Origin of the sequence: Pollutimonas subterranea (genome assembly GCF_002849655.1) — a bacterium.
Classification (GTDB): domain Bacteria; phylum Pseudomonadota; class Gammaproteobacteria; order Burkholderiales; family Burkholderiaceae_B; genus Pollutimonas; species Pollutimonas subterranea.
On sequence record NZ_PDNW01000003.1, the window covers coordinates 250,995 to 269,216 of the forward strand.

The following is an 18,222-nucleotide window of genomic DNA, read 5'->3' on the forward strand; positions in this document are numbered from 1 at the left end:
ACGGCGCGGCTATTCAAAGCTGCTGGACACTGAACAAGGTCCACCTCGCAACCCACCGCGATACACGAAACAATGCATTTGAAGGCCCGGCAGGCGGGCCTTCAAATGCGAGCGCCTTCACTTTTCCTCATTGCCAAAAGCGAACGCAAAAACGCCAAGCAACCAGTTCACGCCAAACCCATTACCCCGATTTCGTCTGCAGTCGTTGGCGCCATGGGGCCGGTGCGCCGACGTTCGGGGCCTTCCAGCGAGCCGTCGGCGAAGGCAGCCCGAATGGGCGAACGAGCCAGGCCACGCTGGTTCGGCGCGCAGGGCGCCGAACCGGGCGACGCGTCGGCGCACCGGTCCCATGGCGCCAGCGACGTGTAAGCAATAACGTGTAAGCAGCAAAGAACGCCCAACCCTATGCAATGAAATTCACACGCCCCTCACACTCAGCCTGACGCACGTCAATAAATCCTCCTATCCAACCCCACCTCGTCCAGCACCTTCGTCGATATTTCCTCGATCGACTTCGTCGTCGTCGAAAGCCAGGGAATATTCTCCATTCGCATCAAACGCTCCGCCTCGGCGACCTCATGCCGGCACTGCTTGATCGATGCGTACTGGCTATTGGGCCGGCGTTCGTGGCGCACCTCGGCAAGCCGTGCCGGCTGGATCGACAAGCCAAACAACTTCTTCCGATAGGGCACAAGCGTTGCAGGAAGCATACCCCGGTCAAAATCCTCGGGAATCAAAGGAAAATTGGCCGCTTTGACCGCATACTGCATGGCCAGGTACAAGCTAGTAGGTGTCTTGCCGCAACGGGACACGCCCACAAGAATCACATCGGCCTGTTCCAGGCCATGGACGAACTGGCCATCATCGTGCGCCAGACTGAAGTTGATGGCCTCGATCCGATTGTTATATTGCTTGGACAGGCCACCCATGTGCGAACGACCGACCGAATGGCTGGACTTCACGCCCAGCGCCGTTTCGATATGCTGGACGAACGTGCCAAACAGGTCGAGAAAAGTACAGTTTGCTGTCTGGATCTTGAGTGCTATTTGCGGGTCCACCAACGTGCTGAAAACCAACGGCGGCGCATTTTGCTCGTCGGCGCAGCGATTGATGCGCAACGCGGCGGCGTTGGCTTTTTCGATCGTATCCAGGAAGGGAATGCGTATTGCCTGGAATTTTATTTGTTCGAATTGGGACAGCACGGAATTGCTGAAGGTTTCGGCAGTAATGCCGGTGCTGTCGGAGACAACGAATACCGTACGCTCGATAATAGGAGTGGTCATGTAAGTTGATGCAGAAGATGCCGGAAACGGTACAATCGCAAGATTAACAGTCGCCCAACCAGCAGGCAAGGCTGGTTTGCTTAATGCGTAGCGCATGCACACCTTTCGGCAAGGCATGTATTTCAAGCGCTGCGCAATAAGCAAACAAGCTTTCTTCTATAGTTCAAAGGTGACTTTATGTCTTATGTTGTATCTTTCGAGCAGCTCCGCATGACGGACGTCGACTCGGTGGGGGGTAAAAATTCATCGCTCGGTGAAATGATCAGTCAACTGGCAGAAGCGGGTGTCAGGGTGCCAGGCGGCTTTGCCACTACCGCCGACGCTTTCCGCGACTTCCTCAAATCCACCAAACTCGACCAGCGCATTGCCGATCGCCTGCTCACGCTCGATTCCGAAGACGTGCGCGAGCTCGCCAACGCGGGTGGGGAGATCCGTCAATGGATTATCGATACGCCATTTCCGGCCGACTTCGAGCAGGCTATCCGTACAGCGTTCGCTGAACTGGATGCCGATGGGAACGGTTCGTTTGCCGTGCGTTCATCCGCCACGGCGGAAGACCTGCCCGATGCATCCTTTGCTGGGCAGCAGGAAACCTACCTGAACGTCGTCGGTATCGACGAGGTTCTGGAAAAAATCCGCCATGTATTCGCCTCGCTGTACAACGACCGCGCCATCTCCTACCGGGTGCATAAAGGCTATGCGCATGCCGATGTTGCCTTGTCGGCCGGCATACAGCGCATGGTCCGTTCCGACCGCGGCGCCGCCGGCGTGATGTTCACCCTGGATACCGAAACGGGATTCAAAGATGTGGTGTTTATCACTTCGTCTTACGGACTGGGCGAAACCGTGGTGCAGGGCGCCGTCAATCCCGACGAATTCTACGTATTCAAACCCACGCTCGAATCGGGGCACTATCCCATTATCAGCCGCCGTATCGGCTCCAAACTGTTGAAAATGGAATTCGACCCGGAACGCTCAACCGGTCATGCCGTGCGGACCGTCGATGTGCCGGTCTCCGAACGGAACCGTTACTCGCTGACTGACGATGAAGTCATCGAACTCGCGCGCTATGCCGTGATTATCGAAAAGCATTACCAGCGCCCCATGGACATTGAATGGGGCCGGGATGGTATCGACGGCAAGCTGTATATTCTGCAAGCTCGTCCGGAGACCGTAAAGTCCCAGATGGGGCATCACGATGTCCAGGAGCGCTATCGCTTGAAGGCGACTGGCGAGGTCCTCATCACGGGCCGTGCCATCGGCCAGAAGATCGGTTCCGGCAAAGTGCGTGTCGTGGGTGACATTTCGCAGATGGACCAGGTCAAACGGGGCGACATCCTCGTCACCGACATGACCGATCCCAACTGGGAGCCGGTCATGAAGCTGGCCTCTGCCATTGTCACCAATCGCGGAGGACGCACCTGCCATGCCGCCATCATTGCCCGTGAACTGGGCATTCCGGCCGTTGTCGGCTGCGCGAATGCCACCGATGTCCTTAGCGACGGCAGGGAAGTCACGGTATCCTGCGCGGAAGGCGATGAAGGGCGCATCTACGACGGCCTGATCGAAACCGAAATCGAGGAAGTCCGTTGGGGCGAGATGCCCGAGATCGGCCTCAAGATCATGATGAATGTGGGCAATCCGCAACTTGCCTTCGATTTCTCGCAAATTCCCAACCATGGCGTTGGCCTGGCGCGGCTCGAGTTCATCATCAACAACAATATCAATGTCCATCCCAAGGCAGTTCTCGATTATCCAAATGTCGATCCCGAGCTCAAGAAAGCGGTAGAGTCAGCGGCGCGGGGCTATGCCAGTCCGCGCGCTTTCTTCGTCGAGAAATTGGCGGAAGGCATCAGTACCCTGGCGGCCGCCTTCTATCCGAAGCCTGTCATCGTGCGCCTCTCCGACTTCAAGTCGAACGAGTACCGCAAGCTGGTGGGTGGGTCGCGTTACGAGCCCGAAGAAGAGAATCCCATGCTGGGCTTCCGCGGCGCCTCGCGCTACGTGTCGGCGGAATTCGAAGAATGTTTCAGGATGGAATGCGAGGCACTCAAGAAAGTCAGGGACGACATGGGTCTGACCAACGTCGAGATCATGGTGCCTTTCGTGCGTACCTTGCCACAGGCGGCCAAGGTCGTTGATCTGCTGGCCAAGAACGGCCTGGCGCGTGGCGACAATGGCTTGCGCCTGATCATGATGTGCGAAGTGCCCTCCAACGCCATTCTGGCTGACGAGTTCCTGCACTACTTCGACGGCTTTTCCATAGGTTCCAACGATATGACGCAGCTTACGCTGGGCCTGGATCGCGATTCGGGGCTGGAGCTTCTGGCTGCCGACTTCGACGAACGCGATGAGGCGGTGAAGTTCATGCTCAGCCGCGCCATCAAGGCATGCCTGACCGCCGGAAAGTATGTCGGCATTTGCGGCCAGGGCCCCAGCGACCATCCAGACCTCGCGCAATGGCTGCGCGATGAAGGCATCCTGTCGATGTCCTTGAATCCGGATACCGTCGTCGATACCTGGCAGCGTCTGGCGACCGCATAAATTGCTGGCTATGGCCTCGTGCAAAATCGCACAAGTGCCATAACGGCAACGCGCCTTGCCCACCCGCCCAATAAAGAATCTCTCGAGACTTTATTGGGCGGTTCCGTATACGCGCAGGAAAATGTCCACAATGCAGCCAGCCTTTTGTTCTACTTCCTTGTCGTTCATGACACGACCAGCGCCCAGCAGGTTGCGTATCAGTTCCGACTCGCACAGGCTGCGCAGAAGCATGGCCATCATGTCCGGATCGCTATCGCGCAGGTTTCCTTTGCTGACTTCGTCCCGCAGGACCTTGGTGATTTCGACCCAGCAAGTACGCGTTCCCAATTCATAGAATTGACGTCCGATATCTGATGTGCCACCTACCGAAATGGCTACCCGCAATATTTCTATGGGTTCAGCGGAGCCGACAAGCTTAAGTAGCGATACGACAAAGCGACGCAGTTGCGTGGGTAAATCGTCAGAAGTCTGCAATAGCCGCAGGACTTCGCGCGCATAGTTATCGCCCGAAGCCACCATGGCCGCCAGCAATAATTCCTCTTTAGACGAAAAGTAGTTATACAAGGTCGCCTTCGAACCGCCCACCCGCGCGGCAATTTGCGACATCGATGCGGCATCGAAGCCCACTTCGCGAAACACATTTAGGGCGACCGTCATGATCGCCTCACGCCTTGCCTCGCTTTTCGTTCTCATTTCGCCCTCATAGTGTTGGACCAACCCGTACAGTTTTGCTTGACACGGTTCTTTTGTCAAGCGTAAACTGACCGTACAGTACGGTTATAACAATCTTATTATGAGTTTCTATGACGCCAAATCCATGCCGCCCGTTACTTCAGACGCTTTCCCTATTAGCGGGCGCACTCGTTCTCGCCGGTTGCAGTGAGCCGGTCGCCCAAAGCGGGCCACCTCCGGTGCCCGAGGTCAGCGTGAAAACCATCGCTCCTCAGCCGGTATCCCTGACCACCGAACTGGCGGGACGCACGAGTGCATTCATGGTGTCGGAAGTCCGTCCGCAGGTTGGCGGCATCGTCAAGAAGAGATTGTTCAAGGAAGGCAGTGACGTCGAAGCGGGAGAGACCTTGTACGAGATCGACTCCGCAAGCTACAAGGCGAATCACAACAGCGCCAAGGCGGCGCTTACGAAGGCCCAGGCAAACCTCAAGGTCGCCGGGCTGACTGCCGGCCGCTATAAGGAACTGGTGAAGATCAACGCGGTCAGCAAACAAGACAATGATCGCGCCGCCGCAGAACTTCTCCAGGCGCAGGCCGATGTTGCCTCAGCGAAGGCCGCCCTTGAAATGGCTGCCATTAATTTGGGCTATACCCGCGTCACCGCGCCAATTTCAGGCCGTATTGGCCAATCGAGCATCACTCCGGGCGCATTGCTTTCAGCCAGTCAGGCCAGCCCCCTGGCGACCATCCAGCAACTTGATCCCATCTATGTTGACGTCACGCAATCCAGCATCGAGTTGATGCGTTTGCGCCGTGCACTGGACTCCGGGTCTTTATCCGCCTCGACCGAAGCGCGGGCCAATGTCAAGCTCATCCTGGAGGACGGTACGGAATACGCCCAACCCGGTGAGTTGCAGTTCTCGGATGTCAGTGTTGATCCCGGCACGGGAATGGTTACCCTGCGTGCCGTGTTTCCCAATCCCGGACAACAATTATTGCCGGGGATGTATGTACGAGCCATCCTGGAAGAGGGGGTTCGTGAACAGGCCATATTGGTACCGCAGCAAGGCGTGACTCGGGATTCGAAAGGTAACGCAACAGCGCTGCTCGTCAATGCCGAAGGCAAGGTGGAAAGCAGGGCGTTGACGGCTACACGCACTATCGGCGACAAGTGGCTGGTCGATGCCGGCATCGAGGCTGGCGAGCGGGTGATCGTAGAGGGAGTGCAGAAAGTGCGCCCCGGCGCCCCGGCACTAGCGGTCGAAATCACTGCCGGCTGAACCGACTCACTCCAGGAATACATAGACCATGTCACGATTTTTCATTGACCGCCCGATTTTCGCCTGGGTACTTGCCCTGGTGATCATGCTGGCGGGCGGGTTGTCCATCCTCGGCTTGCCAGTCGCCCAGTATCCCAGTATTGCGCCGCCGCAAGTCACCATTTCGGCCACTTACCCCGGCGCGTCCGCCCAGACACTGCAAGATACGGTCACGCAAGTCATCGAGCAGCAAATGAAGGGCATCGACGGCATGGACTACATGTCGTCGACCAGCGACTCGTCAGGCAGCATGACGATCACCGTTACCTTCGCCTCGGGGACTGATCCGGATATTGCCCAGGTTCAGGTGCAGAACAAACTCTCGATAGCAACACCCATGCTGCCCGAGGAGGTACAGCGCCAGGGAGTTATCGTCACGAAATCGACCGCCAACTTCCTGATGGTGGTCGGCCTGATTTCAGAAGACGGCAGCATGACCGCCACCGATCTAGGCGACTATGCGGTGTCCAGCCTACAGGATCCCTTGAGCCGGGTTGAAGGTGTGGGCGAGCTGCAAGTCTTCGGCAGTCAATATGCCATGCGTGTGTGGCTCGACCCGAACAAGCTGTATAGCTACAATCTGGTGCCGGGCGACGTCGTCAGTGCCATACAGGCGCAGAACGCGCAGGTTTCGGCCGGGCAGCTGGGCGCAACGCCCTCGGTTCCAGGCCAGCAGATCAATGCCACCATTACCTCTCAATCCTTGCTGCAGACTCCGGAGCAGTTTGGTGAAATACTGCTGCGCACCACACCCGATGGCGCGGCGGTACGGCTACGCGATGTGGCGCGCCTGGAAATGGGCAGCGAGACCTACAACGTTGTGGCGCGCTACAACGGAATGCCGGCCGCCGGGATCGGTTTTAAACTGGCCACCGGGGCGAATGCGCTCGACACGGCAGAAGCCATCAAGGCACAAGTCAGCGAGCTGGAGAAAAACTTTCCCCCCAGCATGAAGTCGGTGATCGCCTTCGACACGACGCCTTTCGTGGAAGTGTCGATCTCAGGCGTCGTATCTACGCTGGTCGAGGCGGTCATCCTGGTATTCCTGGTCATGTACCTGTTCTTGCAGAATTTCAGGGCAACGATCATTCCCACGATTGCGGTTCCTGTGGTCTTGCTGGGTACCTTCGGTATTCTTGCTGCTTTCGGCTTCTCCATCAATACGTTGACCTTGTTCGGCGTGGTGCTGGCAATTGGGTTGCTAGTCGACGATGCCATCGTCGTGGTCGAGAACGTTGAACGCCTGATGACGGAAGAAGGCTTGTCGCCGAAAGAGGCGACGCGCAAGTCCATGGACCAAATCACCGGGGCTCTGGTGGGCATCGGCTTGGTGATTTCGGCCGTCCTGGTGCCAATGGCCTTCTTTGGCGGTTCCACTGGCGTGATCTATCGTCAGTTCTCAATCACCATCGTCTCGGCCATGGGACTATCCGTGCTGGTCGCCATTGTGCTGACGCCGGCTCTCTGCGCAACCATGCTCAAGCCTGTTGCCAAGGGCGAGCACGCTACCAAAGGTCGATTCTTTACCTGGTTCAACCGCAATTTTGACCGCGGCACCCAAAAATACCATTCCTGGGTCGGGCATATGATTGCCCGCAGCACCCGCTATCTGCTGATTTATCTGGCGTTGGTGGTTGTCGCCGTGTTGCTGTTTATCAGGATGCCAACGTCTTTCCTGCCTGACGAGGACCAGGGCGTGCTCTTTACTCAGGTCTTGCTGCCGGCCGGTGCGACTCAGGAGCGCACGCTGGCCTCGCTGGACAAGATGGAAGCTCATTTCATAAACAATGAGAAGGACAACGTCGAATCCGTGTTTACGGTAGCAGGGTTCAGCTTTGCCGGGGCCGGTCAGAATGCGGGCCTGGGCTTCATCAAGCTGAATGATTGGAGCATGCGCCCCGGTGAGGAAAATAGCGTTGCGGCGATTGCCGAACGCGCGTCAGCCGCCCTGTCGGAGATTAAGGACGGCATGATATTCGCATTTGCTCCACCCGCCGTGCTTGAGCTGGGCAATGCCAAGGGCTTCGATATGTATCTGCAGGATCGTGCCGGAATGGGACATGAAAAACTGACCGAAGCCCGTAATCAATTGCTGGGCGAGGCCGCCCAGAATCCTGATTTGATCGCCGTGCGCCCCAACGGGCAGGATGACACACCGCAGTATCGCATCGAGATCGATCAAGCCAAGGCAGGCGCTTTGGGACTGAGCATGGGTGAAGTCAACAGTACGCTTTCCAGCGCATGGGGAGGTGCCTATGTGAACGATTTCATCGACAAAGGGCGCGTCAAGAAGGTTTATGTGCAGTCCGAAGCCGACTTCCGCATGGTGCCCGAGGACCTGCAGAAATGGTACGCACGCAACGCGTCGGGCCAGATGGTGCCCTTTTCGGCCTTTGCAACGGCACATTGGGAGTACGGTTCGCCTCGCCTGGAGCGATACAACGGTATCCCAGCAGTGCAAATTCAGGGCGAACCGGCACCGGGCATAAGCTCGGGCGACGCCATGGCGGCGATGGAAGAAATTGCAGCGCGATTGCCGGCTGGTTTCGGTATTGAATGGACCGGGCTTTCGTATCAGGAACGCATGTCCGGCTCCCAGGCGCCGGCCTTGTACGCCATTTCCTTGCTCGTGGTCTTTCTGTGCCTGGCTGCCTTGTATGAAAGCTGGTCCATTCCAGTCGCCGTCATGCTGGTTGTGCCCCTGGGGGTACTCGGGGCTCTCCTGGCCGCTAACGGGCGGGGAATGTCCAACGACGTGTACTTCCAGGTCGGCCTGCTGGTAACCATAGGGCTGGCTGCGAAGAACGCCATCATGATTGTTGAGTTTGCACAGGGCCTCATAGACGAAGGCATGGGCCTGGTTGAGGCAGCGTTGGAGGCAGCAAGGTTGCGCTTGCGGCCTATTCTGATGACATCCATCGCATTCGGACTAGGGGTACTGCCCTTGGCCATCAAGACAGGTGCCGGTTCGGGCAGCCAGAATGCCATCGGTACCGGAGTGCTGGGCGGAACCATTGCAGCAACCGTTCTTGGTATTTTCTTTATCCCTGTGTTCTTCGTGGTGGTGCGCCGGCTGTTCTCGTCAAAGAAGAAGGCCGATCAACCTTTGTCCGACTCCACGGCAACGCCCTCCGAACAGAAGATCTGACATGAAATATTTATCGTTGACATCAATCGCCGCAGCGATGCTGCTAGCTGGATGCACAAGCATGGCCCCCAGCTATCAACAGCCGAGCGCACCGGTGAGCGCAGAATGGCCCACCGGCCCCGCCTATGGTAAAGACGGCGGGGAAGCCGCGGCCGAGGTACCTTTGGCAGCCGACATCGCCTGGCAGCAGTTCATAATCGATGCCGACTTGCGCAAGATCGTTTCAATGGCGCTCGAGAATAATCGCGATCTGCGGGTGGCGGCGCTGAATATCGATCGCGCGCGGGCGCAGTACCAAATCCGACGCGCCGACCAATTTCCTTCGATAGGAATGTCCGGCTCCGGCACAAGCCAGCGCTTGCCCGCCGATCTTGCCCCCACGGGCGAGGCAGGCATAAGCCGTCAATATAGTGCTGGCGTAGGCATGAGCGCCTACGAGCTTGACCTGTTCGGCCGCGTACGCAGCCTGAGGGATGAGGCCTTACAGCGTTACCTTGGCACGCACGAGGCGCGCAATGCCGTCCAGCTGTCGCTGGTGGCGGAGGTGGCCAATGCCTACCTTACCCTGGGCGCGGACCAGGAGCGCCTGCAGCTTGCAAGGCAAACCTTGAAAAACCAACAGGATGCCTACGCGTTGATCCGGCGCAGCCAAGAACTGGGCGTTGCCTCGATGCTGGACCTTCGACAGGCGCAAACCGTGGTCGAATCAGCCCGCGTGGATGCAGCCCGCTTTACCAGCCAGATCGCGCAAGACAAGAATGCATTGGTCCTGCTCGTGGGTGGCAATGTTCCCGACGAATTGCTGCCGACGTCACAACACGACGACAAGGTGACCCTGGCGCAGTTGAATGCAGGTATTCTTTCCCAGGTCTTGCAACGGCGCCCTGACGTCGTCGAGGCGGAACGTCTGCTGCAGGCGGCCAATGCCACTATCGGCGCGGCACGGGCGGCATTCTTTCCCAGAATCAGCCTGACTGCCTCGGCTGGAACCACCAGTAGCGCTCTGTCCGGTCTGTTCGATGGCGGCTCGGGATTCTGGAGCTTCGTGCCTCAGATCAATATACCCATATTCGAGGGCGGACGAAATCGCGCCAACCTGAGGGTGTCTGAGGTGGATCGCGACATTGCGCTTGCCCAGTACGAAAAATCGATACAGGCCGCATTCCGGGAAGTGGCGGACGGATTGGCTCAACGTGGTACTTTAGACGAGCAGCTGAATGCGCAAACAGCCCTGGTCGATGCGTCAGCGGATAATCATGTCCTGTCGACTGCGCGCTTTAACAGCGGCGTGGACAGTTATCTTAATGTGCTGGACGCCCAGCGTAGCCTTTATGCTGCCCAGCAAGACCTGATAAGTTTGCGTCTGACCAAGAACAGCAATCACGTTACGCTTTACAAGGCACTGGGAGGCGGCTGGAATCCACTACCGGTCGTGGCTATTCCTTAGTATCCTGTTCAGTCCATCGCGAGCAAGGGAATAGAAAATGACGCAGGTAGAAGCACACCGGGTTGTGATTATTGGCGGCGGCGCCGGAGGCCTTGAACTGGCCGCCAAGCTGGGACAGCGGTTCGGACCCCAGCATGTCTTTCTGGTCGACAAGGCGGGCGACCACATCTGGAAGCCCTCCTTGCACGAAGTTGCCGCCGGTACGCTGGATATACACCGCGAAGGGCTGTCGTATTTCATGCTGGCCAAGGACAAGGGCTTTACCTTCATATTCGGCGAGGTGGCGCATATCGATCGCGATGCCGGACAGATACAGCTCGAGCCGGTGCTCTCCGATCAACAGGTCGAGGTATTTCCTGCGCGCAGGCTACCTTACGACACACTGGTCCTGGCGGTGGGCAGCAAGTCGAACTTTTTCGGAACGCCCGGCGCCGCCGAGTTCGCAATAGCCCTTGATTCCACGGAAGAAGCGGAACGGTTCCGGCTCCGCCTTCTGCACGAGCTCGTGACTGCAAATCAGAAAAAGTCGGATCACGACAGCTACGCCTTGAATATAGGGATAGTCGGCGGAGGCGCGACAGGCGTGGAGCTGGCGGCCGAGCTGCGCGAAGCCTGCGCCGATGCCGTCTTCTATGGGCTCAATAGCCTCGATCCCCAAAAAGACATACAGATAACCCTGCTCGAAGGGGCCGATCGGATTCTTTCCGCACTATCGCCAAAGATGTCCTCGGCGGCCCAGCAGCTATTGGTCGATCGTGGTATTTCCGTAAGAACCTCGGTGCGCGTGGCCAGGATCGAGGCGGACGCCTTGTACGATACCAACGGCGTGCGATATCCGGTCGATCTATGCGTATGGGCCGCAGGCATTGAGGCGCCTGCCTTTCTGAAGCGCTTGGGTCTGGAAACCAACCGCATCAACCAGCTTGTGGTGGACGGCGGCTTGCGTAGCAACGATCCCGCAATCTTTGCCATGGGTGACTGTGCCCAGGTGCCCTGGGACGGCCCCGGAAAGTTCCTGCCGGCCAAGGCACAGGTAGCCCACCAGCAAGCGGTCTTTTTGCTGCCCATCATGGCTGAACGCATACAAGGCAAAGAAGTCCAGACGCGCCAATTCCATTTCCGGGATTATGGGTCGCTGGTTTCCGTCGGCCATAGCCGTGGCGTCGGCAGCCTCATGGGAGTCCTCACGGGGAAGAACTGGTTCGTGCAAGGACTATTGGCAAGGCTTATGTACATGAGCCTGCACTTGATGCATCACCTGGCCATCCTGGGCTTCGTGCGCACGGCGTCGCTGGCGCTGGGACGGCTGCTGATGAAACGGGGAAGTCCGCGGGTCAAGCTGCATTAAAGCCAGGAGAAGACAATGACGTTTTACGCGCAGATGCCATCGCGGCTGGGCACTATGCTGCTGTGCTCCAATGGCAGCCACCTGAGCGGCGCGTATTTCATCGGCCAGAGCGATTGTCCTTCGCCGAACGGCACAGCCTTGTCCTTGCCTAAAAACGAAGGCCCCTCCACCGGATTGATGGCCGGGCTGCCTATCAGGAAATTCAAGGCGCGCCGGGCTCCGCAGGGCGAACTGTTCACCGCTGCCGTGCCATCCCCCGATGAAGTCAATACTCCTGGTTCCGGTTCCGGTCCCAGTCCCGGAACCGGGCCTGGCGTCCAGGCCTGCGACGCCCCGGACGAAAACCCGCGGAATTCCGCTCTCGTCATGCAAGCGGACACCCCTGATCGCGTCAAGGAACTATTTCAACAGACACAGGAAGAACTCGATGCTTACTTCAGATCGGAACGTAGGTCGTTCACCGTTCCACTGCATGTCGAAGGTACGGAGTTCCAGAAGAAAATATGGCGTGCCTTGCTGGATATTCCTTACGGTGAATCAGCGTCGTACGGCGACGTCGCGCGTGCGGCAGGGCTCACGCCGCAACATGGCCGCCCGACAGGCATGGCAGTGGGGCGCAATCCCATATCCATCATTATTCCGTGCCATCGCGTACTGGGCGGTGGCGGTGTCCTTACGGGCTATACCGGCGGGCTCGATCGCAAGCTGATGCTGCTGCAACTGGAAGGGTTCACAATGGGCAAAGGGGGACTAAACCAGCCCCCCAGACCCTAATTGCGCGTGTCGTGCTTCATGATGCGCTGTTTTTCGCGCTCCCAATCTTTGTCGCGCGCGACATCGCGTTTATCGTGCAACTTTTTGCCGCGCCCCAAACCGAAATCCAGCTTGATCCGGCCATTTTTGTAGTGCAGGTTCAGCGGTATCAGCGTAAAGCCGCGCTGTTCCACCTTGCCGATCAGCTTGCTGATTTCTTCGGCATGCAACAATAGCTTGCGCGTGCGCGTCGAGTTGGGGTGGATATGGTTGGATGCCGTGGGCAATGGGCTTATATGCATTCCGATGATCCATAATGCGCCATCACGCACAATGACATAGCTTTCCTTGAGCTGTACGTGGCCCGCACGTATGGCTTTCACCTCCCAGCCTTCCAGCACGAGACCCGCCTCGTAGCGGTCTTCAATAAAGTAATCGTGCGTTGCTTTGCGGTTGTCGACAATGCTCATGAATCAATTTGGTTGTAGGCTGTAAAATCAATACATTCTATCCATTAACTACTTTCAATGCATACAGTCCAGCGTTCCGTCCTCGTTCCCTATAGCCGTTCGCAAATGTTCGACCTCGTTGCCGATGTCGCGAGGTACCCGGAATTCATGCCCTGGTGTGGCGGCACCGTGGTGCACAAGGACACTGAGAAGGAAATGGAGGCCTCCATCACCATCAGTATCGCGGGCATCAAGCAGACATTTACGACGCGCAACGAGCATGACTATCCGCGGCTTATTACCTTTCACCTGGTCAACGGTCCATTCTCGACATTGACCGGTAACTGGGAATTCCACGAACTGGATGAGAAGGCCTGCAAAGTCGTCTATGTCATGGAATACGCGTTTTCCAGCCGCACGCTCGAAGCGGTGGTCGGGCCTATCTTCAACCGGATCGCCAGCAGCTTCATCGACTCGTTCACCCAACGCGCCCAGGCAATTTATGGTGAATGATGCCCGACGTGAATAAGCTCTCGGTACAGGTGGTCTACGCCCAAGCGCATTCCGTGTGGCAGGTCGTCGTCCAGGTGCCCGCCGGCACCACGGCGGCCCAAGCCCTTGAGGCCAGCCGTTTCGCGAGCAGTTTTCCGAACTATCCGGGCGATACCATCATGATGGGCCTATACGGTCAACGGTGTGTCCCGGACCATATCCTGTCGGACGGAGACCGCCTCGAGATCTATCGGCCGCTTACCTTTGATCCCATGGAATCACGGCAACGACGGGCATTGCATCGCCAGGCATTCATGACCAAATCAAGGCACCGGCCCAAGCGGCGCAAGGCCAGGATTGCTGCAGGGGTCATGGATCCCTGAAAGCGGCAAATTGTCGTGTGCATGACATAAGAACAACCAATAAAGCGCTATGGTAGGCACCATAAAAAACAAGCCGGCACGCAAGATAAAAATAGCGGGCCATTCAGGAGACATGCAAAATGGAATTTCGACTCAGCGACGACCAACAGGCCTTTGCCCAGGCGGCAAGGGATTTCGCCATCGGTGAACTCGAGCCGCACGCGGCACAGTGGGATGCCGAAGGCATCTTTCCTCGCGAAACATTCGAACGAGCAGGCGCAATGGGTTTCTGCGGTATCTATGCGCCCGAGTCGATAGGTGGACTGGGACTACCTCGTTTGGATGCCTCGCTGGTATTCGAGGAAATGGCCGCCTACGACCCGTCCACCACGGCCTTCCTGACCATCCATAATATGGCGACATGGATGATAGGGTCCTGGGCGACGGACGCGGTACGTGAGGCGTGGGGGCCAGCGCTGGCGGCCGGCGAGAAGCTCGGTTCCTATTGCCTGACCGAACCCGGGGCCGGATCCGACGCCGCCTCACTGTCAACCAGGGCCGAAAAACGCGGCAACCGGTACGTCCTTAACGGCGCCAAGGCATTTATTTCCGGCGCCGGCGATACCGAAGTGCTGGTCGTCATGGCCCGTACCGGCGCAGCCGGTGCCAAAGGCATTTCGGCTTTCGTCGTGCCGGCCGACACCCCGGGTGTCACCTACGGCCGCAAAGAAGACAAGATGGGCTGGAACAGCCAGTCGACGCGTCCCGTCGTCTTTGACAATGCCGAGATCCCGGCCGAGAATCTGCTGGGCCAGGAAGGCGAGGGCTTCAAGTTCGCCATGAAAGGCCTGGACGGCGGCCGTATCAACATTGCCGCGTGCTCGGTGGGCGCCGCGCAAGGGGCTTACGAAGCCGCACGGCGCTATATGGGTGAACGAAAGCAGTTTGGCCAGCAGCTGGCCGGCTTCCAGGCCTTGCAATTCAAGCTTGCCGATATGCTCACCAGCATTGTTGCTTCGCGGCAGATGGTGCGCCTGGCCGCCGCCAAGCTGGATGAAGGCGACGCGCAGGCGTCCACCTATTGTGCAATGGCAAAAAGGCTGGCCACCGACCTCTGCTTCCAGGTCTGCCTGGACGCGCAGCAAATACACGGTGGTTACGGCTACCTCAAGGATTATCCCCTGGAGCGCCTGGTACGCGATACCCGCGTCCACCAGATCCTCGAAGGAACCAACGAAATCATGCGCGTGATCATCGCGCGCCAGCTACTCGAAAAAGGAGCCGAGATCCGATGACTTCCCCCGTGTTGTTCCAGGTGCTGGACACCGCCGACGCCATGAAGGTGGGTGTCGCCACACTCAATACTCCACAAACATTGAATGGCCTGTCGCTGGAAATGTGCGAGCTGCTCGAAACGCAGCTTGGCGACTGGCAAGCCGACGATTCGATCGCAATGGTTATCCTTAAGGGTGCCGGAGAACGGGCATTCTGTGCGGGTGGAGACTTGCATGGGCTGTACAAATCCATGCAGGAGAACGCCGGTGGGCAGGCCTGGGACAACGTCCACGCGCGAACCTTCTTCGATACCGAGTACCGGCTCGATTACCTGATCCATACCTATCCCAAACCCATGCTTTGCTGGGGTAGCGGCATAGTCATGGGCGGCGGTGTGGGCCTGATGATGGGTGCCAGCCACCGGGTCGTCACAGAAACCACCCGGTTTGCCATGCCCGAAATAACCATCGGTCTCTTTCCCGATGTGGGCGGTTCATGGATGCTTGCGCGCCTTCCTGGCGGCACCGGCTTGTTCCTGGCACTGACAGGCGCGCAATTGGGCCACAGCGACTGCCGCTACCTGGGCCTGGCCGACTACACCCTGGACTCCGGCCAATGGGAAGATGTCGTCCAGCAAATACAGGCCGAAAGCTGGTCGAAAGACCGTAGCGAGAACGACATCCACCTTGGGCGGTTGCTGCGCGACTTGCGGGCCGAGCCCGAAACCCTAGAGCCTGGCCCACTGGAAAAGCATTATGGGCTTATCAGGCAGGCATGCGACGGCAAGGACTTCGACGCTATCTGCTCGAGCATTTCGTCCTGGATAGACAACGATGATCCCTGGCTGAAGCGCGCCGCAACAACGTTTATGTCGGGGTCGCCGGGTTCTGCCCGGCTGTGTTTTGCACTGCTGGACCGGGTGCGCCTGCATTCCCTGGCCGATGTATTCCGTGAAGAGTACATCGTGTCGCTGCACTGCGGCGTCCAGGGAGATTTCCAGGAAGGCATACGCGCTCTGCTCATCGACAAGGACAAGCAGCCCAAGTGGAATCCGGCCACACTGGCACAAGCCACCGACAGCTGGGTCCAGCGCTTTTTCCAGACGCCCTGGCCGGATTCCGTCGACCATCCGCTGGCCGACCTGGGCGCACAACCGACACGCCGGCAAAATCCGGTCCGCTAGCTGGCAGCCAGCCTGCCATCAATCAACAAGAACTAGGAGACAAACAATGAGTCGTATCGCTTTTATTGGTCTGGGTCACATGGGGGGGCCAATGGCCCTGAATCTGGTGAAGGCGGGCCATGAACTGACTGTGTTCGACTTGGTGCCGGCGGCCATCAAGACACTGGTCGACGCCGGTGCCAGCGAAGCAAGATCGGCGCAAGAGGCCGTCGGGAACGCGGAAGTGGTTATCTCCATGCTGCCCGCCAGCAAGCACGTGGAAGGCCTGTACCTGGGCGAAGCAGGTCTTCTGGACCAAATCGCCGCCAATACCTTGGTCCTCGAGTGCAGCACGATTGCGCCCGAGTCGGCCCGCAAGGTTGCACAAGCAGCCCACGACCGCAAGATACGCATGATCGATGCGCCGGTCTCCGGGGGCACCGGCGGTGCGGTGGCCGGCACGCTGACGTTCATTGTCGGCGGAGATGCCGACGATCTTGAAGCGGCCCGGCCTTATCTCGAGAAAATGGGCAAGAACATATTTCATGCGGGAGACGCCGGAGCAGGGCAGGTGGCCAAGATCTGCAACAACATGCTGCTGGGCATACTGATGGCAGGTACCTCGGAAGCCCTGGCGCTGGGCGTAAAGAACGGGCTCGATCCCAAGGTCCTGTCCGATATCATCGCGAAAAGCTCCGGCCGGAACTGGGCAACCGAACTTTACAACCCGTGGCCCGGCGTCATGGAGCATGCGCCCGCATCCAAGGACTATGCGGGAGGTTTCGGTGTCGACCTGATGCTGAAAGATCTTGGGCTGGCCGCCGAATCAGCCCTGAACGCGCGCGCCTCGGTACCGCTGGGCGAACTGGCGCGCAACCTGTATTCCATGCACAGTGCGCAAGGCAATGGCGCGCGGGATTTCTCCAGCATCCTGAACCTGTTCAAGAACTAGCGGGCTATTCGCTGTCGACTTTGGTCCGATAGGGCAGCGGCAGCAGTTCGATGACAGGACCATCCGCCTTTTCCAGGCGGAACTCCTGCGTCGGAAGGTCGGAAAGCTGCACCTCGATCAGAACATGCAGCGAATCGCAGCTTGCCGCGTTGATGATGCGCCCACAAGGCGCATCCGGGCTGCCGGTCTTGTAGATATCGGTGCCAGCCAGCGTGCCGGCGCTTCTGTCGCCGGCTTGCGCCACTATGCCATAGGCCATGCGGCGTTTTACCGTGCCCCGGTAATGGCTGCGAGCCACCACTTCCTGTCCCGGATAACACCCTTTGGTAAAGCTTACCCCATCGATCAAATCGAGATTCAGCGTTTGAGGAATGAATATGTCCTGGGTGGCGGCATCAATCCATGGCAGACCGGCGGCAATGTCCGCCGCACGCCAGCATTCGTCATCGGCGCCATTACCGGTCGTTTCGAGCGCCGCCTGCACGGACGGGCTGCCAGGATCAGAAGCAACAAACCACCAGCGTGCCGTATCGCGATCGTCCGACGGGGCAGCGATCCAGGTACCGCCGGCACTACGGACGACGTCCCAAGGTTTTTGCTGCGCAGAAATTACGGCAGCGTGCTTGAGAAGATCCGTAGACGCCGTGTTTTCATCGGAGCAAGAATGGTCGACCGTAATTCCGAGCACTTTCAGTGACGACAACTGCAGGGTAACCTTGGCGCGCAGCACGAACATCGAAAGTCGTTTGATCAGGGCGGAGGCGATATCGGCCTTGACAAGCGCATACAGGACGGACGCGTCGTCCTTTTGTCCTGACCAGACCACCATGCTGCCAAGCAAGCGCCCCTTGGCCGTGCAGTAACCCGCCAGGCGTGCCCGATCGGACGCCATCCCCGTGATGTCGTGGGTCAGCTGTCCATGCAAAAAAACGGCGGCGTCCGGTCCGGAGATTCCGATGACGGCAAGATCATTCAGTGGGGCAACAAAGCGTGAAAGGTGTTTCATGGGTAGAACT

At 58.3% G+C, this 18,222-nt stretch carries 16 protein-coding genes; 12 read left to right on the forward strand and 4 right to left on the reverse strand.

Translation table 11 applies throughout. The features are described from left to right. The first annotated feature begins 105 nt into the window (after positions 1-105). Positions 106-369 (forward strand): hypothetical protein, encoded by a 264-nt coding sequence (locus tag CR159_RS05480; RefSeq protein WP_143705443.1) that lies wholly within the window; start codon positions 106-108, stop codon positions 367-369. 80 nt (positions 370-449) lie between these two features. Here the strand turns inward: CR159_RS05480 and ppsR are convergent, their stop codons facing one another. Continuing rightward, entirely contained in the window at positions 450-1,283 is an 834-nt protein-coding gene (gene ppsR, locus CR159_RS05485) for a posphoenolpyruvate synthetase regulatory kinase/phosphorylase PpsR (RefSeq protein WP_102072994.1), read from the reverse strand. 177 nt (positions 1,284-1,460) lie between these two features. Here ppsR and ppsA point away from each other — a divergent pair, with 177 nt between their 5' ends. After that, complete coding sequence (ppsA, locus tag CR159_RS05490; protein ID WP_102072995.1) at positions 1,461-3,827, forward strand: phosphoenolpyruvate synthase; 2,367 nt, start codon at positions 1,461-1,463, stop codon at positions 3,825-3,827. A gap of 90 nt (positions 3,828-3,917) precedes the next feature. Here the strand turns inward: ppsA and CR159_RS05495 are convergent, their stop codons facing one another. Next, positions 3,918-4,520, reverse strand: a complete 603-nt coding sequence (locus CR159_RS05495) for a TetR/AcrR family transcriptional regulator (RefSeq protein ID WP_102072996.1) — start codon at positions 4,518-4,520, stop codon at positions 3,918-3,920. A gap of 233 nt (positions 4,521-4,753) precedes the next feature. On the opposite strand from CR159_RS05495, the gene CR159_RS05500 reads away from it, so the two are divergent. The 5 genes from CR159_RS05500 to CR159_RS21650 are packed head-to-tail and all read left to right on the forward strand — an operon-like array spanning position 4,754 to position 12,535. Continuing rightward, positions 4,754-5,779: an efflux RND transporter periplasmic adaptor subunit gene (locus CR159_RS05500; protein ID WP_304528621.1), complete on the forward strand. Its 1,026-nt coding sequence runs from the start codon at positions 4,754-4,756 to the stop codon at positions 5,777-5,779. 28 nt (positions 5,780-5,807) lie between these two features. Next, on the forward strand, positions 5,808-8,966 hold the full coding sequence (locus tag CR159_RS05505; protein WP_102072998.1) for an efflux RND transporter permease subunit: 3,159 nt from the start codon (positions 5,808-5,810) through the stop codon (positions 8,964-8,966). Position 8,967: 1 nt separating this feature from the next. Continuing rightward, a complete protein-coding gene (gene adeC / locus CR159_RS05510) occupies positions 8,968-10,413 on the forward strand; it encodes an AdeC/AdeK/OprM family multidrug efflux complex outer membrane factor (protein WP_102072999.1) in 1,446 nt (481 codons plus the stop codon). 37 nt (positions 10,414-10,450) lie between these two features. Further along, on the forward strand, positions 10,451-11,761 hold the full coding sequence (locus tag CR159_RS05515; RefSeq protein WP_102073000.1) for an NAD(P)/FAD-dependent oxidoreductase: 1,311 nt from the start codon (positions 10,451-10,453) through the stop codon (positions 11,759-11,761). Between the two features lie 15 nt (positions 11,762-11,776). Next, positions 11,777-12,535: a methylated-DNA--[protein]-cysteine S-methyltransferase gene (locus CR159_RS21650; RefSeq protein WP_199173242.1), complete on the forward strand. Its 759-nt coding sequence runs from the start codon at positions 11,777-11,779 to the stop codon at positions 12,533-12,535. On the opposite strand, the gene smpB is transcribed toward CR159_RS21650, so the two are convergent. Further along, entirely contained in the window at positions 12,532-12,984 is a 453-nt protein-coding gene (gene smpB / locus CR159_RS05525) for an SsrA-binding protein SmpB (protein ID WP_102073001.1), read from the reverse strand. The genes CR159_RS21650 and smpB overlap by 4 nt on opposite strands. A 57-nt stretch (positions 12,985-13,041) precedes the next feature. Between smpB and CR159_RS05530 the strand changes: the two genes are divergently transcribed. The 5 genes from CR159_RS05530 to mmsB all read left to right on the forward strand — a co-directional run bounded on the left by CR159_RS05530 (position 13,042) and on the right by mmsB (position 17,206). Then, a complete protein-coding gene (locus CR159_RS05530) occupies positions 13,042-13,476 on the forward strand; it encodes a type II toxin-antitoxin system RatA family toxin (RefSeq protein ID WP_102073002.1) in 435 nt (144 codons plus the stop codon). Then, positions 13,473-13,838: an RnfH family protein gene (locus CR159_RS05535; protein ID WP_233208181.1), complete on the forward strand. Its 366-nt coding sequence runs from the start codon at positions 13,473-13,475 to the stop codon at positions 13,836-13,838. Before CR159_RS05530 ends, CR159_RS05535 begins: the two co-directional genes overlap by 4 nt. Positions 13,839-13,957: 119 nt before the next feature. Beyond that, the gene (locus CR159_RS05540) at positions 13,958-15,112 is read left to right on the forward strand and encodes an acyl-CoA dehydrogenase family protein (protein WP_102073003.1); all 1,155 of its coding nucleotides are present in this window, start codon (positions 13,958-13,960) and stop codon (positions 15,110-15,112) included. After that, entirely contained in the window at positions 15,109-16,275 is a 1,167-nt protein-coding gene (locus tag CR159_RS05545) for an enoyl-CoA hydratase/isomerase family protein (RefSeq protein ID WP_102073004.1), read from the forward strand. Before CR159_RS05540 ends, CR159_RS05545 begins: the two co-directional genes overlap by 4 nt. Positions 16,276-16,321: 46 nt before the next feature. Next, a complete protein-coding gene (gene mmsB, locus CR159_RS05550; RefSeq protein WP_102073005.1) occupies positions 16,322-17,206 on the forward strand; it encodes a 3-hydroxyisobutyrate dehydrogenase in 885 nt (294 codons plus the stop codon). A gap of 4 nt (positions 17,207-17,210) precedes the next feature. On the opposite strand, the gene ygfZ is transcribed toward mmsB, so the two are convergent. After that, the gene (gene ygfZ, locus CR159_RS05555; RefSeq protein WP_233208182.1) at positions 17,211-18,212 is read right to left on the reverse strand and encodes a CAF17-like 4Fe-4S cluster assembly/insertion protein YgfZ; all 1,002 of its coding nucleotides are present in this window, start codon (positions 18,210-18,212) and stop codon (positions 17,211-17,213) included. Positions 18,213-18,222 lie beyond the last annotated feature (10 nt).